The sequence below is a fragment of the Streptomyces sp. AC550_RSS872 genome (assembly GCF_019049285.1).
GTDB lineage: Bacteria > Actinomycetota > Actinomycetes > Streptomycetales > Streptomycetaceae > Streptomyces.
Map to the genome: position 1 here is coordinate 26,711 of NZ_JAGMUL010000038.1, position 18,651 is coordinate 45,361.

At 69.0% G+C, this 18,651-nt stretch carries 20 protein-coding genes and 2 pseudogenes; 17 read left to right on the forward strand and 5 right to left on the reverse strand.

What is annotated here, in order from left to right; genetic code table 11:
* Positions 1 to 861 precede the first annotated feature (861 nt).
* Positions 862 to 1,515, forward strand: a complete 654-nt coding sequence (locus tag KUM44_RS17655) for an HAD family hydrolase (RefSeq protein ID WP_217208871.1) — start codon at positions 862 to 864, stop codon at positions 1,513 to 1,515.
* A gap of 4 nt (positions 1,516 to 1,519) precedes the next feature.
* Positions 1,520 to 2,359, forward strand: a complete 840-nt coding sequence (locus tag KUM44_RS17660; protein WP_217208873.1) for an NAD(P)-dependent oxidoreductase — start codon at positions 1,520 to 1,522, stop codon at positions 2,357 to 2,359.
* A 7-nt stretch (positions 2,360 to 2,366) separates the two neighbouring features.
* On the opposite strand, the gene KUM44_RS17665 is transcribed toward KUM44_RS17660, so the two are convergent.
* Complete coding sequence (locus KUM44_RS17665) at positions 2,367 to 2,930, reverse strand: chloramphenicol phosphotransferase CPT family protein (RefSeq protein WP_217208874.1); 564 nt, start codon at positions 2,928 to 2,930, stop codon at positions 2,367 to 2,369.
* Positions 2,931 to 3,202: 272 nt separating this feature from the next.
* Here KUM44_RS17665 and KUM44_RS45480 point away from each other — a divergent pair, with 272 nt between their 5' ends.
* Positions 3,203 to 3,394, forward strand: coding sequence for a hypothetical protein (locus KUM44_RS45480; protein ID WP_254389662.1), 192 nt, complete (start codon positions 3,203 to 3,205; stop codon positions 3,392 to 3,394).
* A gap of 18 nt (positions 3,395 to 3,412) precedes the next feature.
* On the opposite strand, the pseudogene KUM44_RS47575 reads toward KUM44_RS45480, so the two are convergent.
* From KUM44_RS47575 to KUM44_RS17685, 4 genes and pseudogenes are all read right to left on the reverse strand, one after another.
* Positions 3,413 to 3,592 (reverse strand): annotated as a pseudogene (locus KUM44_RS47575) (GIY-YIG nuclease family protein); the annotation flags it as partial.
* Positions 3,593 to 3,607: 15 nt separating this feature from the next.
* The gene (locus tag KUM44_RS17675; RefSeq protein ID WP_308402641.1) at positions 3,608 to 4,618 is read right to left on the reverse strand and encodes an AAA family ATPase; all 1,011 of its coding nucleotides are present in this window, start codon (positions 4,616 to 4,618) and stop codon (positions 3,608 to 3,610) included.
* A gap of 311 nt (positions 4,619 to 4,929) precedes the next feature.
* The gene (locus tag KUM44_RS17680) at positions 4,930 to 5,694 is read right to left on the reverse strand and encodes a GntR family transcriptional regulator (RefSeq protein WP_217208879.1); all 765 of its coding nucleotides are present in this window, start codon (positions 5,692 to 5,694) and stop codon (positions 4,930 to 4,932) included.
* Entirely contained in the window at positions 5,695 to 6,240 is a 546-nt protein-coding gene (locus KUM44_RS17685; RefSeq protein WP_217208880.1) for a GntR family transcriptional regulator, read from the reverse strand. It abuts the gene before it with no gap.
* Positions 6,241 to 6,467: 227 nt separating this feature from the next.
* Here KUM44_RS17685 and KUM44_RS17690 point away from each other — a divergent pair, with 227 nt between their 5' ends.
* From KUM44_RS17690 to KUM44_RS17755, 14 genes and pseudogenes are all read left to right on the forward strand, one after another.
* Positions 6,468 to 6,866, forward strand: a complete 399-nt coding sequence (locus KUM44_RS17690; protein WP_217208881.1) for a hypothetical protein — start codon at positions 6,468 to 6,470, stop codon at positions 6,864 to 6,866.
* Between the two features lie 307 nt (positions 6,867 to 7,173).
* Positions 7,174 to 7,779 (forward strand): hypothetical protein, encoded by a 606-nt coding sequence (locus KUM44_RS17695; protein WP_217208882.1) that lies wholly within the window; start codon positions 7,174 to 7,176, stop codon positions 7,777 to 7,779.
* A 234-nt stretch (positions 7,780 to 8,013) separates the two neighbouring features.
* The gene (locus tag KUM44_RS17700) at positions 8,014 to 8,274 is read left to right on the forward strand and encodes a WhiB family transcriptional regulator (RefSeq protein ID WP_217208933.1); all 261 of its coding nucleotides are present in this window, start codon (positions 8,014 to 8,016) and stop codon (positions 8,272 to 8,274) included.
* 75 nt (positions 8,275 to 8,349) lie between these two features.
* Positions 8,350 to 8,526 carry a hypothetical protein gene (locus tag KUM44_RS17705; protein WP_217208883.1) on the forward strand — a complete coding sequence of 59 codons (177 nt, stop codon included), beginning with the start codon at positions 8,350 to 8,352 and terminating at the stop codon, positions 8,524 to 8,526.
* A gap of 208 nt (positions 8,527 to 8,734) precedes the next feature.
* A pseudogene (locus tag KUM44_RS47200) lies at positions 8,735 to 8,908 on the forward strand (DUF5999 family protein); the annotation flags it as partial.
* A 263-nt stretch (positions 8,909 to 9,171) separates the two neighbouring features.
* Positions 9,172 to 9,537: a hypothetical protein gene (locus tag KUM44_RS17715; RefSeq protein WP_308402642.1), complete on the forward strand. Its 366-nt coding sequence runs from the start codon at positions 9,172 to 9,174 to the stop codon at positions 9,535 to 9,537.
* 56 nt (positions 9,538 to 9,593) lie between these two features.
* Positions 9,594 to 11,801, forward strand: a complete 2,208-nt coding sequence (locus KUM44_RS17720) for a hypothetical protein (protein ID WP_217208886.1) — start codon at positions 9,594 to 9,596, stop codon at positions 11,799 to 11,801.
* A 124-nt stretch (positions 11,802 to 11,925) separates the two neighbouring features.
* Entirely contained in the window at positions 11,926 to 12,423 is a 498-nt protein-coding gene (locus KUM44_RS17725; RefSeq protein ID WP_217208887.1) for a hypothetical protein, read from the forward strand.
* Positions 12,420 to 12,656, forward strand: coding sequence for a hypothetical protein (locus KUM44_RS17730; RefSeq protein WP_217208889.1), 237 nt, complete (start codon positions 12,420 to 12,422; stop codon positions 12,654 to 12,656). Before KUM44_RS17725 ends, KUM44_RS17730 begins: the two co-directional genes overlap by 4 nt.
* A gap of 375 nt (positions 12,657 to 13,031) precedes the next feature.
* Positions 13,032 to 15,068: an ATP/GTP-binding protein gene (locus tag KUM44_RS17735; RefSeq protein ID WP_254389663.1), complete on the forward strand. Its 2,037-nt coding sequence runs from the start codon at positions 13,032 to 13,034 to the stop codon at positions 15,066 to 15,068.
* Between the two features lie 14 nt (positions 15,069 to 15,082).
* On the forward strand, positions 15,083 to 15,499 hold the full coding sequence (locus KUM44_RS17740; RefSeq protein ID WP_217208890.1) for a conjugal transfer protein TraB: 417 nt from the start codon (positions 15,083 to 15,085) through the stop codon (positions 15,497 to 15,499).
* An 82-nt stretch (positions 15,500 to 15,581) separates the two neighbouring features.
* The gene (locus KUM44_RS17745; protein ID WP_217208891.1) at positions 15,582 to 17,699 is read left to right on the forward strand and encodes a chromosome segregation protein ParM; all 2,118 of its coding nucleotides are present in this window, start codon (positions 15,582 to 15,584) and stop codon (positions 17,697 to 17,699) included.
* Positions 17,700 to 17,772: 73 nt separating this feature from the next.
* Positions 17,773 to 17,961, forward strand: a complete 189-nt coding sequence (locus KUM44_RS17750) for a hypothetical protein (RefSeq protein WP_217208892.1) — start codon at positions 17,773 to 17,775, stop codon at positions 17,959 to 17,961.
* Between the two features lie 71 nt (positions 17,962 to 18,032).
* Positions 18,033 to 18,572 (forward strand): hypothetical protein, encoded by a 540-nt coding sequence (locus tag KUM44_RS17755; protein WP_217208893.1) that lies wholly within the window; start codon positions 18,033 to 18,035, stop codon positions 18,570 to 18,572.
* Positions 18,573 to 18,651: the final 79 nt, after the last annotated feature.

Below are 18,651 nucleotides of genomic sequence, written 5' to 3' on the forward strand. Positions count from 1 at the left end.
GAATGACACCGCTCCTTCCCTACGGGAGAGGGCATGGCAAAGCCCCCTCGCGGTGCTTTGTGGTTCTGGGTGAGAACCGAGATCGAACCGCTCGCAACCGGCGGCAACCGGGACGAGCAGCTCCTCCAAGAGGCCGGGCAAGCTTCAGGGAGAGCAGATGGGCGCTGGTACTGGTGACGGGCAATCACCGGGAACCAGGCCCGGGGCGGCCAGAAGACCTGCAGTGCAGGCGCCGCCCCCGGAGACCTACGTCATCCCGACCCCCTCATCCGAGGGGCGAACCGGGGTGCGCGCGGAAAACACGAACGCCCCGTCGAAGGACCAGCGGTCGCTCATGCGCTGCTGGCACCACGGCGGGGTGCTGTGTGACTGGGGCAGGGTGCGGGTACCCTGATGCATGTCGATCACCTTTGGCTCGCTGAAAAGGTAAGGGTGGTCGGCAGGCCGCGGACCCCTCCTACAAGGTCCAGTGGCCCGCCCCCTCGACTTGCTGAAGGTCGCGGGGGCCATTTTTCTGTTGATCAAGCTCGGAGACACGATACTCCTCCGGCCCCCCGATACGGACCTCAGGGGCTCACGTGTCGCAACGCCCAGCGTTTGCTGCCGGACAGTCAAGCACGGCACCTCTTTCCTGAAATGAAGAGCATCCACGCAGAGAAACGCCCTGGTGAGCGACCAAGTTCCCCTGGTTCCAGCAGAACTTAGCCCTAGATCAAAGGGGCTTTGCATGTAGTCGCCTGCGAATCCCACCGGGCGGGAAGCGACTTGCTCGCGGCACCCGCCAGGCGGGCACGAGGGACCAGCCGCTCGGAGAACGGACGCTGAAACAGGCCTTGCTGCACCGCCGATAGGCTCGTTGGCGTGCAACAGCGACTGGCCCTCTTCGATTTGGACGGCACGCTGGTCGACCGGCAGGCGGCCTACAGCGAAGCCGTGGCCAGCCTGTGCCGAGCACACGGCTTCGCCCCCTCGATCGAACAATGGCTGCTCGCCCAGCTGGCGGACCGCGCGAACACCAGTGACTTCGCCCAACTGCGCGCCGTCTTCAACCTGGACGAACCCGCCACGGAGTTGTGGCAGGAGTACGTCGACCTGATCGCGGCCGCCGTCACCCCCCGTCCCGAAGTCCTCGAGGGGCTCGCCAAACTCCGAGCTGCAGCGTGGACGATCGGCATCGCCACCAACGGATCCGCCGACACCCAGCGCGCCAAGCTCGCTGCCACCGGTATCGAGGACCTCGTCAACGGCGTCGCGATCTCCGGCGACGTAAATGTGCGTAAACCCGACCGACGGCTCTTCGAACTCGCGGCCGCTCGCTGCGGCCTGAACATCTCCGACGGCGGATGGATGATCGGCGACAACCCGGCCGCAGACGTCGGAGGTGGCCACCAGGCCGGCCTGCACACCATCTGGTTGCGCGGCCGCCCCTGGCCCGATGGACTTCCCACAGCGCACCACACCGTCGATGACGTCACCGACGCCATCGCCCTCCTGCTCAACGAGAACCCGGAGTAGCACCGTGGACCAGCCGACCGTCGGCATCCTCCACCCCGGCAGCATGGGTGCCGCCGTCGCCGCATGCGCCGCGACCAACGCAGCCGCGGTCCTGTGGTGCAGGGACGGACGCAGTCCGGCCAGCAGAGCCCGGGCGGAGCGGTTCGGACTGGAGCCAGTGCCCACGCTGCAGGAGCTGCTGGACCGCTGCAACGTGCTGATCAGCCTGTGCCCCACGTCCGCAGCCGAGGACCTGGCCCGCGAGGTCGCCGGGCACCGGTACATGGGCCTGTACGTGGAAGCAAACGCCATCAACTCCGAACGAGCCGTACACATCGCCGAGCTGCTCGGACCGGACGCGACCGTGGTCGACGGCGGCGTCATCGGCTCGCCCCCCGTGAATGGCAAGACACCGACGCTGTACCTGTCCGGCCCGACCCCCGCGACCGAGCGAGTCGAGGCACTCTTCGCGGGCACCACTGTCCGGACGAAGACGCTAGGCGGCAACATCGGGCAGGCGTCCGCGCTGAAGTTGGCATACGCCAGCTTCCAGAAGACTTCGCGGGTGCTGGTGGCGCTCGCAGTCGGGTTGGCGCGCGAACACGGAGTGGACCAGGAGCTCATCGAGGTCGCCTCGCGCCGCACCGACTCGTACCTCTCCGAGCCCGAGTACATTGCCAAGACCGCGCAGCGCGCCTGGCGATGGGGCCCGGAACTGGAGGAAACCGCCGACATGCTCGCGGCCGCCGGCCTTCCCCCGGAGATGCTGCGCGCGGCCGCATCGACCCTGGCACGGTGGCACGACGCCAAAGACGACAGCGAACTCACGCTCACCGACGCCCTCAACCGACTGGCCCAGCCGTAGCCCGCGGTCATGCCGTCGCAGCTCCCGCCCGATGCACCAGCAGCTGGTCGATGAGCCGCGCCGACTCCTCCGCCGACCTCACGCTGGTGTCCACCGTGAGATCCCAGACCACGTTCCGGTGCCCGTCCACGTCCTCGCGGGTCGCCTCCCACGCCGCCAGGCGCGCCGCGGTGTCACTGTCGCCCCGGCCTGCGGACCGCTGCGCAGTCACCGCCTTCGGGCACCACAGCAGCACTACCGCCCAGTCGGCCGCATAACCGTCCACTAGAGCGCGGATGCCGTCGACCTGCCCAAGGTGGACCACCGGCACACCGGCCTCGAAGGCCGCGTCGACGCCGGGTCGGTCGATGACGTACGTATTGCCGTACCGGTGGTTCGCGTAGATGACGCCGCCCGCGGCCTCCAGCCTGAGCAACTGCTCGGCACTGCCCATCCGGTAGCCGGCACTCTTGCCTGATCCCACCTTGAGTCGAGCGAACTGCGTGTACCGCGAGTCGAGTTCCGTCAGAGCCTGGGTGACGGTGTCCTTCCCCGAGGCAGGCGGGCCGTACAGGATCAGGCCCTGGCTCATGGTGTGCTCAGCTTTCTCTCGTCCTTAACCGACCACAACTCAGCGTCCGGATCCTTCTGCAGAGCCGCCTGGCATCGGTCGCATTCCGAGGCGAGAGCAAGCCAAGTGTCTATCGACCAGCGGACATCGCTTCGGAACGCTCTGCATTCACAGTGCTCGTGACAGCCCCATCCGGTGTTCGCGGAACAGCAGACATATGGCCAAGAACCAGCATGCAGGGCCATCGGGTGGCCACAACTGCACCGGTCGCCTGCAGCAGCACCATCCCGCGAGTGCTCGGGAACATCACTAGGTGGCCGGTGGCCGTGTGTCACGAACGGGAACGGAGAGGCCTCGCGGTGAACTCTCCCGTGCTCCGGCTGCCCGGTCTGCCTAGGGATGGCCTGCGCCTCCTCAAGCCCGTCGGCAGCCTCGGCGACCTGATGAAGCCAGTCGGCTTCGTCGAACTGAAACCACTCACCTGACACGCGCTTGTCGGCGAAATGGCGATGCAGTTTGGCCTCGAGCTCCGGGTCAGTTGTCTCCCTGCTCCACCACACATGCAATCGAAATGGCGATGCAGTTTGTAACTGCCGTAGTCGCTTTTCGACGTTGCCGGTTTTCCCGATCTTTACAGGCGCAGGCTGGTCCGCGGAGCTGATGGCGTACAGGAAGGTTGTCATTTCCGCTCCAGAGGATCAACGGGACATTGCTCCGATTGCCTGCCGAGCTTGATCAGCGAGCGAGATCGCTGATCCCAGACGGTTATCGACCACCAGGTGTGGTACAGCCGGCCGCAAATCGAGATCAATCGTCTTCAGGTATTCGCCCCAGCGCTCCAGCTTCCAGGTGTCGCGCGCTGCACCACGGGCCGAGATGTACTCGTGCATGGACTCCACATCGCAACGCACCCAGATCGGGGCGACGTCCACGTCCTGGGCGGCGCACTTGTTGATCAGCCGCTGCATCCACTCCGCGTCGGTGAGCTCAGCGATGAAGGGGGCAGTGACGACCGAGCTGATGCCGCACGACACGTTCGCGTACACGACCTGCATCAGCGCCGCGTACTCGGCCGGCCGCACCTTCTCCCGATAGATTTGAGTGTGTCGGTCGTGCGGCTGTGCCCCCAACGCTGTCAGCAGTGGCTCCACCAGCGGCCGGGTCAGGGGGTCTTTGTCGACGAGCGGCCAGCCCGTTAGTTGTGTCAGGAAGCGAGCGAACTCCGTCTTCCCGGAACCAGCGAACCCGCCGACCAGCACCACGCACGGCTTGTGCGGATCGCCACCGGTGCGGCGACGCTTCCAGGCCTCCATCACCCGCTGTTGCCAGCCGTGGCTGTCGAATCCTCCTCCGTCTGCGATCCGGGTCAACGCCCGCTCCACCGCGATGACGTGGGATCCGTTGCGCTGCTCCGGCAATGGCGTGACCTCAAACTGCGCTATTTCTTCGCCTGGAAGCGCGGGCCGGAAACCCAACGACGGCTCCGTGGCTCGGTACAGCAGGCAGTAAACCCTTCGGTACGGAGGACCGGGATAGCTCTCCCCCGTCTCGTGCATGCTCAGCGTCTGTGGGTTCGCCGCCGGAACTTCCAGCCCCGACTCCTCAGCGAGGAGCCGGAGCCGCTCACCGGCCTCCTCCAGGGTCAGCCCGTGCGCCTCGCGATGCTCGCGCAACTTGTCTGGACGCCACCCTGCGCGCTTCCGTCCCACCCCTTGATCCTCCGTAAACCTCATGCTCCGGACCCTAAGCGTGGGCCCTGAAAAGCCATGTGTAGTTACTCGTTGAAAACGCGTTGAGGAACTCGTTCACAGAAGTGACGAGCGATCCGTGATGTTGCTGAACCTCCCCAGCGAGTGTGATGGGCCCCACAAGCCGAACAGTCCAAGGGGTGCGTGTGATCAGTGGGTGCGATGTGGAGGCGTTGCCACAGCGCTCGGAGGCAGCGTACCCCCTTAAGGCTTATTCGCTTAAGGGGGTGAAGTGGAAGGCGTGGCGCTTTGGCGAGGCTGAGGCCGCGGCGTCACGTGACGGTGAGTCGGTACCGCATGCGGTACTTGTGTGCCGCCTTCGTCAGCAGGGAGACCTCGATCGGTCGATCGCCGTCGGAGTACACGATCCGGAAGGTGAGCATCACTGGCATGTCCTTAGGGAGCTCCAGGGCTACGACTTCTTCCTCTGTCGGGATCTCCGAAGAGACCTCGTCCACGAAGGCTCGGGGTGGATAGCCCAGCTCGCTCAAGAGAGTTGGCGTTCCTCCTCGGATCTTTCTGCGGTCCATCATTGCCGTCCCCTCGGCAAGATCGAGGGGGTAGTACGAGCAGGTGAGCTCAGTGGGTTCATCGTCGAGCAGGAGCAACTGCTTGCGGAGGAGCGCACGCTCGCCCTCTTGAAGGCCGAGGGCCGTCGCTACCTCGTGGGGTGGCAAGACGGCCCCCACCTCAAGGAGTTTCGTCGAGCCGCGCTGCGAGCGCTTCGCGGCCTCAGTGATCCAACGGTACGGCTCGCCGGCTCCGGCTGGTGGCATGTAGACGGCTGGGGAGACGGCCTGCTGCGTGCTGCCCTTGACGAACACGCCCTTTCCCGGGTGGCCAACCAACAGGTCCTCGTCCTTCAGCATCAGCAAGGCCTTTTGCACGGTGGTCCCCGCGACGCCGTACTGATCCATGAGGGCCGGAGTCGAAGGCAGCTTGATTCCGGGGGCAAGGTCACCCCGAGTGATCTGCCTGCGCAAAGAGGCAGCGATCCTTTGATGGGCCGACCGCTTGTCCTCGAACGATCTAGCCATTCAGCTGGCCTGCTTCCTCTGTCGGTACTGGAGATGCCGGGTCATGGCCATGACGCTGACTTCCATCGGCTCTCCGCTGGTAGATGTGGTGAATCGGGTCAAGACCAGCACAGGCGTGCCCGGCGGCAGCTTCAACGCAGTGCATTGACCAGGGCTGGCAGTCGCTGCGGAAACGTCTTCGAGTGGCTCGTCTTCAGGGGTAAAGCCCAGTTCGGCCAGCAGCGTCACAGCGCCCCCTGGAATCTTCCGTCGCTCGGCAAGGCGGGTGCCATGTGCGATGCGGGCCGGATAGTAGGAATCAGCCAGCTCAACCGGCTCATCATCCAGCAGAATCAGCCGCCGACGAACCACGACCTTCTCGCGGGGGCCAACACCGAGGAAATCTCGCACCAAGCTTGGAGGGTCAACCTCTTCGACCGCGAGCAGCTGCTGGCTGCCCCGTCGACCCCGTGCTGCGGCCTCCATACTCCACGCGTCAGGCTCTCCTGCCTGACGCGGTGTGAGGTACGGCTGAGCATCACCAATCCATGCGTCATTGCTGCCCATGTTGTATCCCCTCGGTCCGTCCTGACCTGCCGCAACCTTAGTGCCGTACCACTTCGCCCAGTATGGATCGACCTTAAGCCTTGCCGCCTTAAGGCGTATGCGCTTATGGTTTCACGTGTGCGGCCCCTGAAGGCACGCGTCACCGGAAATTGCCGACTTGGCCTGGCCGAATGCAGTTGATCGACGTGTCCTGCCTGCAAGGCGGACTTCAACGAAGGGACCACTTGATGAGCCCGACCCCCGCTTCTGCTGCCGGTCTCCCCGAGCAGTTCGACAGCGAGACCCTGGCCCTCCTGGACGCGATCGCGGTGGACCTCCCGGAGTTCGGTGACGCCGACCTGGACACGGTGTTCGGTACGCCGCTGGAGATGCACGAGTTCGTCACCCCCGGCGAGCTGGCCCGCTGGAACGCTGCCTCAAGTCTCAAGAAGGGCCGGAAGGCGGCGCAGGCGAAGGTCGCCCACGACTTCGCGGCCCGCAGGGCTGCAGCCGAGGACATCCTCGCGGCGGATCCCTCGATCACCGAGATGGTCCGCGAGCGCCTGGTCGACGCGCTCATTCCCTACGTCATGCATCTGCGTATCGCATCGTCTTCCGCTGCCGCGGTCCTGCTGGTCGCGGCCTGATTGCTCCTCTCTCGCCGGGTCCACGCGGACCCGGCTCCCCCACCCGGAACCGCCCCTGCGGCGCCGGATGAGGGAGCCGGAACGTCGGTCCCCTTGCAAAGCAAGACCGCAGGAAGTCGTCCGCCCTTCGGGGTGGCCGGGGTCGAGAGCTTCATCAAACTCCCCCGGAGCCTGACGGCCGCGACGACTGTGTGCACGCCGCAGCGCTGTGCGCTGTCTGTCCTGCGGGACGCCGGCCTTGCCGTGCGGCCTGGAGGGCGGAGAGAGCACCGCGACGCGCCCGCCGCTCCGTCCATGAGGAGTTCAGATGCCTGCTTCGACCCTTGAGCGCACTGCCCGTCCCCGCTGGAGCCGGACCCGCTCCCGGAACATCAACGGGCGCCCGGCACTCGCCATCTCCACCCTCAAGCCCCACCAGTACGACCTGCGCCCGGCCTGCGCGTCGCTGATCTGCCCCGACTGCAAGACATGGGTGCCGATCACTGGCTTCCAGGCCAAGAAGCCCAAGCTCGTGCCGCACGACACCGGCCGGGCGGGCAAGGACGCGGCCGTCCGCTGCCAGGGCAGCAACCGCCTGGTCACGGTCGACGTCAGGGTTACGAAGTGGGAGGAGCGACTGGTGGACGGGCACTCGGAGACCGTTCACCGCCGCCGGACCACCGTGCGGCGCAAGCCGAAGGTCGCGCCCGCCCCGGCCGTCAGCCAGATCGCCGCGCAGAAGCAGGCACCGGCGGATGACGAGCCCGGCAACGGCCAGCCCTTGTGGCTGCTGCGCAAGAAGCAGTGGGCATCGACCGAGTCGGCGGTTCGCGACGCCGACACTCGGCGCGCGCAGCTGCCCGATGGTGATGCACCGCTGGGCGCGCCGCCGGTGCCGCTCAAGACGCTGCACCCCGAGCGCCGCGCGAGCTGACCCGCTCCGGACGAACGACCAAGGCCCCGGCCACCCCGCCAGAGGGGAGGCCGGGGCCTTGGCTGCTCGTACGAACAGCCTGAACAGCACGACAGCCCCGGCGCTTGAGACCCCCGGGGCTGTCCAGGACCTGACTGGAGGCCTGATGCAGCACAGCATCGCACGGAACGACGGCGACTCCGACCCGAACATGGATGAGGCTCTGCGCCGCGTCCGGCAGGGTCGGTGATCGGCATGGACTGGCGTCACAACGCGGTCTGCCGCGAAGAGGACCCCGAGCTGTTCTTCCCCATCGGCAACACTGGACCGGCGCTCCTGCAGATTGAGGAGGCCAAATCGGTCTGCCGCCGCTGCCCCGTGATGGACCAGTGCCTGCAGTGGGCGCTGGAGTCGGGGCAGGACGCGGGTGTCTGGGGCGGGCTGTCGGAGGATGAGCGGCGCGCGATGAAGCGCCGCGACGCCCGCCGCCGGGCGCGGCAGGCGTCGACGGTATGACGGACGCCGACCAGAAGCGCCTGTCCGACGCGGTCCGCCGGACCAACACGGACCACGACTTCGGCCGCCGCGCCCATGGCTGAGTCCCTGCACGCCCGCTACATGAAGGCCGACGCCGCCCGCCGCGCGCACGGCGAGACCTGCACCAGGTGCTCGCCGGACGCGCGGTGCGCCGACGGCCAGCGTCTGTACGAGTCGTTCGAGCGGCTCCAGGACGTCTACCTCGCCCGGCAGAAGGAGCAGCGGGGCTGACCGCAGGACGGGACGGATCCTCAACTCCCTGCCCACACCACGCTGTTCCACCAGGTCGGTCGCCCGCACCACGGGTGGCCGGCCTTTCGCACGTCTTCGGTCCGGGAGAGTCTCGGGCCCGATTCCTCTCGCAGGAGAGCTCATGCAACGCAGCACCCAGCTCGACACCGCGACGACCGTCACCGGCACCGCTCGGCTGCCGGAGTCGCTGTGCAGGCACACGCCGACCTGCCCGGCCGCCGACAGCTCGGACCGGGAAGCCGCCCACGCTGTGGCGAGCCGCCCGGAGCAGGGCTGGAGCCTGCTGTGCAACGGCGTCCTGGTCTTCGACGACACCGGTGACCTGCTCCCCGACGGCCGGATCGTCACCCCGCACCGGCCGACCGACACCCACGTCGACGGGGTGCTGTCCTTCCGGCTCACCGACGCCCACACGCTCATCGGGGGCATGCCCGGCGGCGGGAAGACCAACGCGGCCGCGATGCACAAGGTGGCGGCGGCTTTGGCGAGTTCCTCCACGGACTCTCGATCGGCCTGACGGCTGCCTGATCTGCGCGCACGGCGAGACCTGCACTAGGTGCTCGCCGGACGCGCGGTGACGGGGAGCCGGACAGTCCGGACCACGTGAGCCGCCAAGGAGTTGCCGTGCGCGACGGCGCCCAGAACACCACCCCCGCGATCGAGTTCCAGCGGGGCCAGTTCGTCCTGTACCGCGACCCGGAGATGTTCTGGACCGGGCAGGCCGGCCACACCTTCGTCTGCCGTGTCGACCGGGTCTGCCTGGGCGACACCTACGACCTGACGCAGCTGCCGAAGGGCCGCTCGATCTACTACGCGAACCCGGAGTACATGCGGCTGCTGCCGTCCGTCGATGCGATGCGCGACATCGACACCGCCCCGCTGAACACCGGCGGCGCGGCCGACGACATGACCGCGGCCGCCCTCGCCTGGCTCACCCAGCAGCACGCGACCGCCAACCAGCGGCCGGAGCTGCCCGCCCAGCGCGACTGACCGAACCACCCCTGAACCGCCGCCGCCGGGCGGTACCCGAACTGGAAGGAGGCGGCGTGGCCGCCACACGAACCGCCCGCAAGAGGAGCCCCGCCCGCAAGAAGCCGGCGGCGACCCGTCCGGCTCCGCAGCCCACCGCCTCTCCCACCCCCGACACCTCCCCGGCCCCGGCCGGGACCACGGAGACGGAGGCCGTCGACCTCGAGGCGCTGGCCCGCGTCGCGGACGCCCGGGACCGGGCCGCCGACGTCATCGACACCGCGCGCGAGCAGGCCGCCGTCCTCCAGGCGGTAGCCGAGACGGCGGCCGCGCGCACCGTCGCCGAAACGCACGATCAGGTCACCGTGCTGATGTCCGCGGCGCAGAAGCGCGCTGCGGACATCACCGCCGACGCCGACCAGGAGGCCACCGCCCAGCGGGCGGCGGCGAAGAATGACCTGGAGGCGGCGCGCGGTGAGGCCGACCGGCTCCTGGCGGAAGCCCGCGACCATGCCGAGAGGCTGGTGACGGAGGCCCGTGCGCAGGTCGCCGACCTGACCGAACTGGCCGCCACCGACCGCGAAGCGACCGGCAAGGCGGTTGCCGAGCTGCGTCGTCTGGCGGAGGCCGACCTCACCGAGATCGGCGGCCTGGTCGACCAGCGCCGCATCGAGGCCGGCCAGATCCTCGGCCGCGCCCAGGAGCAGGCCGACGAACTGGTGGCCGCGGCGCAGCGGGAGGTCGACCAGGCCCGCGAGCGGTTCGCTCAGCTCGCGGCGACGGCGGCTGAGCAGTACGACGGCCGCCGGACGGAGGCGGAGTCGCTGTACGCGGACGCGGTCAAGGCCGCCGACGACCGGCGCCGCGAGGCCGACGCTCACGTCGCCGCCGCGCACACCGAGGCGGAGCAGGCCCGCACCGAGCTGCGCGAGAAGCTGCGCGAGCTCACCGACCAGTTCGACACGGAGGCCGCCGCCAAGCGCAAGGCCCTCGCCGACGAACTCGCCGGGCTCAAGCAGGCGTGCGACAAGCAGCGCGAGCGGCTGCGGGAGGAAGCCAAGACCGTCGCGGTGCAGCTGCGCGAGGCCGCTCAGAAGGAGGCGACCCGCATCACCACCGAGGCGGAGCGCAGGGCGAAGGGCATCACCGACCGGGCGCAGGCCGATGAGGCCCGCGCCCGCCGGCTGCTCGATGAGGCCCGGGAGGCCAAGAAGGCCAACTCCCGCTTCCGGGGCTGGCAGCAGAACCTCAGCCGCAAGGCGTGGAAGACGGCCCCGTGGATCGCGCTCGCCGCCGGTGTCGGGCTCGCCGCCTCCGGCGAGTACGAGCTGGCCCGCATGGTCGGCATCAACCAGTACGTCGCCCCGCTGCTGCCGGTCAGCATCGACGTCTACTGCGTCACCGCGTTCCGGGCGAAAAAGGACATCCCCTACGCGCTGCTGCTGATGGCGTCGGCGAACGTGACCTACCACCTGTCCGAGCAGGCCCACATCGTCAAGGAGGGCCAGTCGGCCCCGTGGCAGCTGACGACGTTCGTCGTGCTGATCTTCGTGGCCGTCATCTGGCGCGTCCACACGCTCATGCACGACGACGGTACGGACGGACACGGCAGCAAGGCTGCTGCGGACAGCCGTACCGGTACGGACAGCGGAAACGGAACGCCCGCTCGTACAGGTACGCACCGGCGTCCCGACGGTACGGACACCGCGTCGTCCAGCCGTACAGAGGCCGTCAGTCACGACCTGTACGCCGCTCACGATTCGGTACGGCCGGACGGTGCGGGCATCGGACGGGACGGTACGAACCCTGTACACGCCGCGCCCCACCCGCCGCACGATGGCGGGTGTGAAGCGGCGCTGACCAGGCCGTACAGCGACCGTACATACGGCGTACACACCACCCCTGAGGGGGCGGCGCGTACAGGTACACCGGCTACGGGTCGTACCGGTACGGCCAGCGCGGCCGTACAGGGGCGCACCGGCACGGTCAGCGTCCGTACACAGTCCGGCGGCGACGGCGTACCGGGTGCCCGTACCGGTACGGGCACCGCGTCCTCTCCTGCAACCGGAACCAGCGGTGCGGGGGGTGCGGACCGTACCGGTACGCCTGTACGGACGGACGCTGAACTCCTGCCGCTCGTACAGAACCTGCCGCGCGACGAGGACGGCTTCGTCACCCTCTACCAGGTCCGCACCAAGCTCAGCGTCAACCAGACCCGCGCGGTCCGGCTGCTGAAGGAGGCCGGCCTGCTGCGTCCCGAGGACGCGGACAAGTACCTGAAGTGATCCACCGTCCGGCACACGCCAGTGAGGGCCAGCCCATCGGAAGTGGGCTGGCCCTCCGCTGCGACTGCCGGAAGCAGTCAACAGCCCCCCGAGTACAGCAGATCCGACCCCCACGGAGGACCCCGTGAACACCGAAAACAACGGTCAGCCCTTCTTCGAAGACCCGAACGCGGCGCTGCGCGAGATCGCGCAGAACCCCGCCGCCTACGCGCACTACCTCGCGGACTTCCACCGGGTCGTGCTGGACATGCAGGCCAAGCTGGAGATCCTCCAGCGCGAGACCCGCGTGCACTGCCGCGGAACCCGCGTGGAGGGCGACAAGATGGGCCAGGCGTTCCTGCGCTCATTCCCGGTGGAAAAGTCCCTGAACGACGTTCTCAAGAACCTCAAGAACGCCACCGCGGGACTGGAAAAGAGCGCCCATAAGCGCCACGCCCACGACGAAAAGGTGAAGGAGGTCAAGAAGCAGCGCAAGGAAAAGGTGCAGCTCAAGGAGCGTAAGAACAACCCGCCGCTCCAGGCCGCCTCGGAAAACCCGGGGCAGCAGGGTGCGCAGAGCCCAAATATGGGCTATGGTGGCCCCACGTCAATTTACAACCTGGACCGCAGGGAGTCGGCGTGAGTGCAGGTCGCCCGCTCACGAAAGCAGAGCGGAAGAAATTCAACCGTGCGGAACACGAGCGGAAAATCAAACAGGATTTGATTGCGCAGCACGGCAACGACCTCGGCACCTTCTACTACTGGCTCCGGGTTACGAATATCCGGGGCACGCATGCCTATCGCGACGGGAACACGGACTTCATCCGTGAGGCCGCGCTCGCCCTGCACAACGTCTACGGCCGCCACTTCGGCTAACTCCCCGCGTCCCGCACGAAGGGCCGCTCCCGATGCCCGGGGGCGGCCCTTCGGCGATCCCAACGCGTGCCGCGCGTGACGCGTGTCGCGCGTGGCGTGCGCGCGCGTACGCGAGGCCGGTGCCGACTGTCAAGCTCAGGAGGAGGGAGTCGCGTGTCCGACGACACCGACAGCAACGTAATCAACCTCCCCACTCGGGGCAGTGATTCCGGAGGAATGCCGGATGCTCCCGACGGTGGGGATTTCTTTTTCTCCGAACCGCCTGACGGCGGCGCCGGTGGCCCTGTGCCTCCGGAGTCCCCGGAAGAGACGACAATGGAACTCCCGGCTATTCGCGGGCCCATTTCCCCGGAAACGGCTTTGCGGGAAACGGGAATGCCCGACGCCCCTGATTCCGGCGACGGAGAATACGAGGAAGGCGAATACGAGCAGCCTCGTTCCCTCGCCGATCGCCTCGGTGACTGGCTGGAATACCGGCTGGAAGTGGCGCGGGACCGGCACGCCGGAGAAGCGCCTTTCCGTGAGGCTGAAATAGCGCGCAAGGCAGCGCTTCTGGAAGCCCGCACCGCCCAGGAAACCGCGATGATGGAGCAGAACGCCAAGCTCCACACCGCGCAGATGAAGGCGAAGGCCGACAAGGCGGCGGCGCGCGGCAAGTCCGACGCAGCGCGGTCTTCGAGCTCCGGCATGGGCGCCGACAAGGGCGGGCGCTCGAAGGCCGGCGGCGGGGGCGGCTCACGCGGAGGCGGCGGTAGCTCCGGCGGCTCGGGCCGGGGAACCGGCGGCGGCCGGGGCTCGGGCACGAACGGGTCCGGCGGCTCCGGGCGAGGCTCTGGGAGCAGCAACTCCCCCAAGGGTGCCGGGAAGGGCTCTGATCGCTCCGCTGGCGGCCGTGGGGGCGGCCCGAAGGGCAATGAGTCGCCCGGCGGCGCGAAAGGCCGTCAGAACGGCTCTGGTGGCTCCGGCACGGGTAAGTCCGGTACCGGCAAGGGCAGTTCGGGCGGCCCCGGCGGCAAGAACGGCTCGGGTAGCTCCGGCTCCGGCAAGGGCGGCTCGAAGGGCGACGGCGGCAAGTCGAAGGACTCGCCAGCCTCCAGCCCCCGGGCTGAACGGGCCCGCGGCCGCCAGGAGCGCGCCGCCGCCCGCCAGGCCGCCCGGCACCAGCGGCGCAGCGCCGACCAGGCCGCCAACCTCGCCGACCGCAGCAAGGACCGCGACCAGGACCGCGCCAACCAGCAGGCGGCACGCGAGGAACGCCGCAGGGCGAAAGCCGAGCGGAAGGCCGCGAGGAAGGCGAAGCGGGAGGCTGCCAAGGCCGCCGACGACCGCACCACCCTGGGCGCGGCCGTATCGGAGGAAGCGCAGCGCCGCTGGGACAAGCGCCGCGCAGCCGAGAAGGACAAGGCCGCGAAGGACGGCGGCAAGGCTAAGGACTCCACCAGCGACAGGGACTCTGAGGCCACCACCAAGAAGATGACCAAGGACGACCCTGAGTCGTCTTCTGACGGCCCGAAGGACGACTCCGCGACCAAGGAGCCGGACGACGGCAAGAAGAGCGGCGAGAAGCCGTCCGACGGCTCGGGCGACAAGGACGCCAAGGACGGCACCGGGACGGACGACGGCCCCAAGCCCGACGACGTCAAGGACCCGCCGGACGCGGGTGACAGCGACGACAAGCGCTCCTTCAAGGAGAAGGTCAAGGACTTCTTCACCAAGCCCGGCGAGGACACCACCCCGCCCGAGCCGGAGGAGCCCTCAAGGCTTCGGCCCGAAGACCTGAAGGTCACGGTGGACAGTCCTGGCCGGTCCAGCCGTCCCCCGAAGTCCGAAGAGGCTGAGGAGGACATCCCAGACGCGGTCATCGTCGAAGACGCGGCCGATCCCTTCGGGGCCCCCGTCTCCAGCACGGCGAGCCTCCCCCGCGCCCCGGAGCCCCACACCCAGCGTCCCGGCACCACCCGACCCACCGCACAGGAGGACCCCGTGGCATCGGAGGTCAGTAAGCCCAGCTCGGGCCAGGCCGGCATGGCGGCCAAGCACCGCACCGACATCACCTTCGGCGAGTACCTGATGGAGATCGTGAACATCGCGATCGCCGCCGCACTCGACAAAGACCGTGCCCAGGACCTGGCCGTCGCGCTCGGCAAGGTCGCCGACGCCCTGCGGGACATGGCCACCGACCTGGCCAACGACCACAACATCGCCACCGAGGTCGTCGACCAGATCACGGACCTGGCCGACGCCGCGACCCGCATGAAGCAGCTCGCCGAACGGTGCGCCACCGAGTGCGAGATCGCCTCCGAAGCCGCCCGCATCGCGGCCATGTCGGTCGGCCGTGTCTACGGCCAGGACATCCAGGCCATGGACGACGCAGGCCTGGCCACCGCCTCCGCCGCCGCCCACCACGACTAGAAAGGAGGTTCGCCATGAGCGACCTCGCACCCACCACCGGCGGCGGCGCTGCCGCCCAGACGGACGGCGACAACCGCTACAAGGCCGTCCAGCAGAAGCTCAAGACGCTCGGCACGGCCATGGACCTGGCCAGCAACGAACTGGAGACGCTGCTGCGCGGGATGCGCACGAACGCCCAGCGCGCGGAGGGCCTGGCCGTCGACATCGCCAACGCCGAACTGGACCGCAAGTTCATCGAGATGACCAACCAGGTGTCCGTCGCCCTGGGCGGCGCCGCCGTCGAAGTGCGCAAGCTGCACGAGACGGCCCAGGAGGTGTCCGGCCTGACCACGGACACGCGGCGTAAGCACGCGCGGCTGTACGAGGGCCTGGACACCATCCGCTCCGGCCGCCCGGAGCGCACCCCCAAGCCGGGCTTCTTCGCCCACTGAACCCGACTCACCGAACCCCCTGATGGGCGGCCCCGCCACCGACGGCGGGGCCGCCCATCGTCTTCCCGAAGGAGAAACCCCCGTGTCCATGCCGCGCAGCGTCGCCCTGGAGCGCACCCTGTACACCCTGGCCGCGCCGGTCCTCGCCGCGGCCCCGAACCTCTCCCCCGACAGCCCCGTCAACACGGTCGTGCAGCTGGCGGGCGCCGCCGGCATCGGCGGCTGGGTCCTGGCCTACAAGAGCGACGAGCCCGGCGCGGGACGCAAGTTCTTGCGCTGGTCGCCGCTCGTGTTCGCTGCCGCCGTCGACGTCGCCGCGAAGAACACCATCGGCTGGGGCCCCTACTGCATGGACGTCCTGCTCGCCGCCGGATGGGCCGCGGCAGGCCTGCTGGTGATGCCGTTCTCCCGGCACACCCGCCGCCACCACCGGCCCGCCCTCGCCGCCCCGGCCCCCGCGCCGCAGCTGCAGCCCGCCGTCCCCGAGCCCTCGCCCGCGCAGCCGGACGACGGCGCCGACCAGTTCACCCGCCAGGTCCGCTGGCTCTGGGAGAACCGCGGCATGCCCGGCCGCACCATCGTCGTCAAGGCCACCCCGCACGAGGGCATGCCGAACGACCTGTCGCTGCTGCTGCGCGCCTCCGAGGCCGGACGGCCGATCACCGGCCTCACCGAGGAAGTCGTCGCTGCCGCGTTCGGCGTCGACGTCACCGACGTGCACTTCAGGGAGGTGGTCCGGCAGTACGGGCGCGAGGGCGGCCCCGCCTGGAAGGAAGTCGACGTCACCCCCGACGCGAACGAGCGGCGCCGCAAGGCCCCCACCGCCCACGAGTGGTGGGCCGACCGGATCGGCGCCGCCGGGGGGCCCGTGCCCGGCTCCAAGTTCGTCAAAGAGGTCCGTGACCACGCCCGCCGGGTCACCCACTACATCGCCCAGGTCCCCGACGAGATGGGCGAGGCGCGGGTCAACCTGCACGCCCTGGCGGCCGCGTTGAAGACCAAGTACGACGAAGGCCGCATGTTCGTCACCGTCGACGGCAGCCAGGTCCTGGTCTCTCTGTGGGACAGCTCGCCGCTCGCGCAGGTCTTCCCCGCAACGAGGGAGCTGCTGACCCCGGACAAGGACGGCCGGTGGGTGACGGGCTACCTCGGCAACGGCCAGCCCGCCCGTAACCGCGTCTACACCGACCGGGGCGCCGCCCACGGCCTGTTCGTCGCCCCGTCCGGCGGCGGCAAGACCCAGCTGATGGCCCTGCACGTCGCGGCTGACGCTCTGTTCGGGGCCGTGGTCATGCTGGCCACGGAGGCGCCGGATGAGAAGACCGCCGCGCTGGGCAAGCACACCGCCCGCTACGGCGTCGGCGCGCTCTACATGATCCGGCTCCTTCGGGTCCTGGACGCGCTGATGGAGATCCGCGGCGAGATGCCGTGGGAGGACGGGCAGGTCCACGACTGGGACCCCAACCTGCCGGGCTGCCCCTACCGGATGCTGTCCGCCTACCTGGATGAGTTCCTCTCCGCCGCCCGCAACGGCGACTACGGCGTGGAGATCATGGACCTCGCGGAGCGTGTGTCGGTCAAGGGCCGCAAGTACGGCATCGGCATCAAGGTGGCCGGCCAGTCCATCTACGTGCAGGACGGGTTCACACAGCTGCTGTGCGAGAACCTGCGGGAGAACTGCATCCCGGTCGTGCTGAAGGTCGCGCCGAAGAAGGTCGGCGACATGTTCAAGGCCCTCGGCATCCCGTCCGAGCACACCCCCGACCCCCTCCCGCGCTCGTTCTCCCCCGCGGAGAAGGGCCGGATCGAGCGGGTGATGCGCGGCGAGCCCGAGCCGCCCGCCGACTCCAACACCGGCGGCGCGGGATGGATCGTCGAAGGCAAGCAGCCCGACGTCTTGCGCACGTTGTTCATGGACTTCAAGGCAGGCATCGACGGCTACTTCCCCGACACCATCGCCACCCTCACCGACCACGAGATACGCGAGCTCGAAGCGCGGGACCTGTGGTTCGACTGGACCGAGCCGCCCCGGCCGGGCGAGTTCGGCCCCGAGCCCGACGACGAGGACGGTGACGACGACGCGCCCAAGAAGGGCGGCGACAAGCGCCGCGGCGGGGGCGGCAAGCCCGCGACGCGCCGCGACGCGGTCACCTCCCCCCGCCAGGCACTGGAGGCCATCAAGAACCTCTCCGGCGTCTGACCCACCCACCCCAACCCGAGGGGCCCGGCCACCAGGCCGGGCCCCTCCTGCTTCTGAAAGGACACACCCACTCGTGGCCGTATCGATCTCCGCCGTCGTCCTGCTCGGCATCGTCGTCTTCGTCCTGATCCGGGGCGGCTCCGTACGCCTCGGGCCCGCCCTGGCCTGCATGGGCTTCGGCTTCTTCCTCGCCTCCACCGCCGCCGGGCCCACCATCAGCGACGCGATCGGCACCGTCACCGGCTGGATCTCCAGCATCTAAAACCGCCCCGGCCGCCGGCGTCGAAGGCCGCCATCCCCGACCACGCCCTTCGACGCCCCCAGGGAGCCCCGATGCCCCAGACCCACCCCGCCATAGAGACCACGACCACCGCAGCGCCCGCGCCGCCGGCGGAACTGACCCTCGAGGAACGCCTGACGCTCATCAACACGGAGATGACCGCGCGCCTAGACGAAGCGGCCGTCGCCTACGAGGTCAACACGGCGCACATCGACACCGAGCCCGTGGACCTGGCGGACGTCGTCATCGTTCCCGTCGACACCGAGCCCGCCCCGCTGCTGGACCTGTACCCGACACCGGTCGCGGCCCTTCTGCAGCGTGCTCACCACCGGCTGCTCACCGGTGGCTGGTGCAAGGACGCACTGGTCGACGAGGACGGTGCCCGCTGCATGCTCGGGGCCATCCGGATCGAAGCCCGCGGCGACAGCGGCCTGGAAGCCAGCGCGGCCGCCGTGCTCTTGGACGCGATCCGCCGCAAGTTCGGCGACGACGTCGACTCCGTGCCCTCCTTCAACGACGCGCACGGCACGGGTCGCGTCCCGATCCGCATGGTCGACCAGGCCGCCGGCCTCGCTGACGCCCGCGGCCTTTGACCTCCACCTCCGGACCACCTGCCTCGCACCCGTACCCCTCGCGGTCGGGTGCGGGCCAGGCCGTCCGGCCTGCGCATCA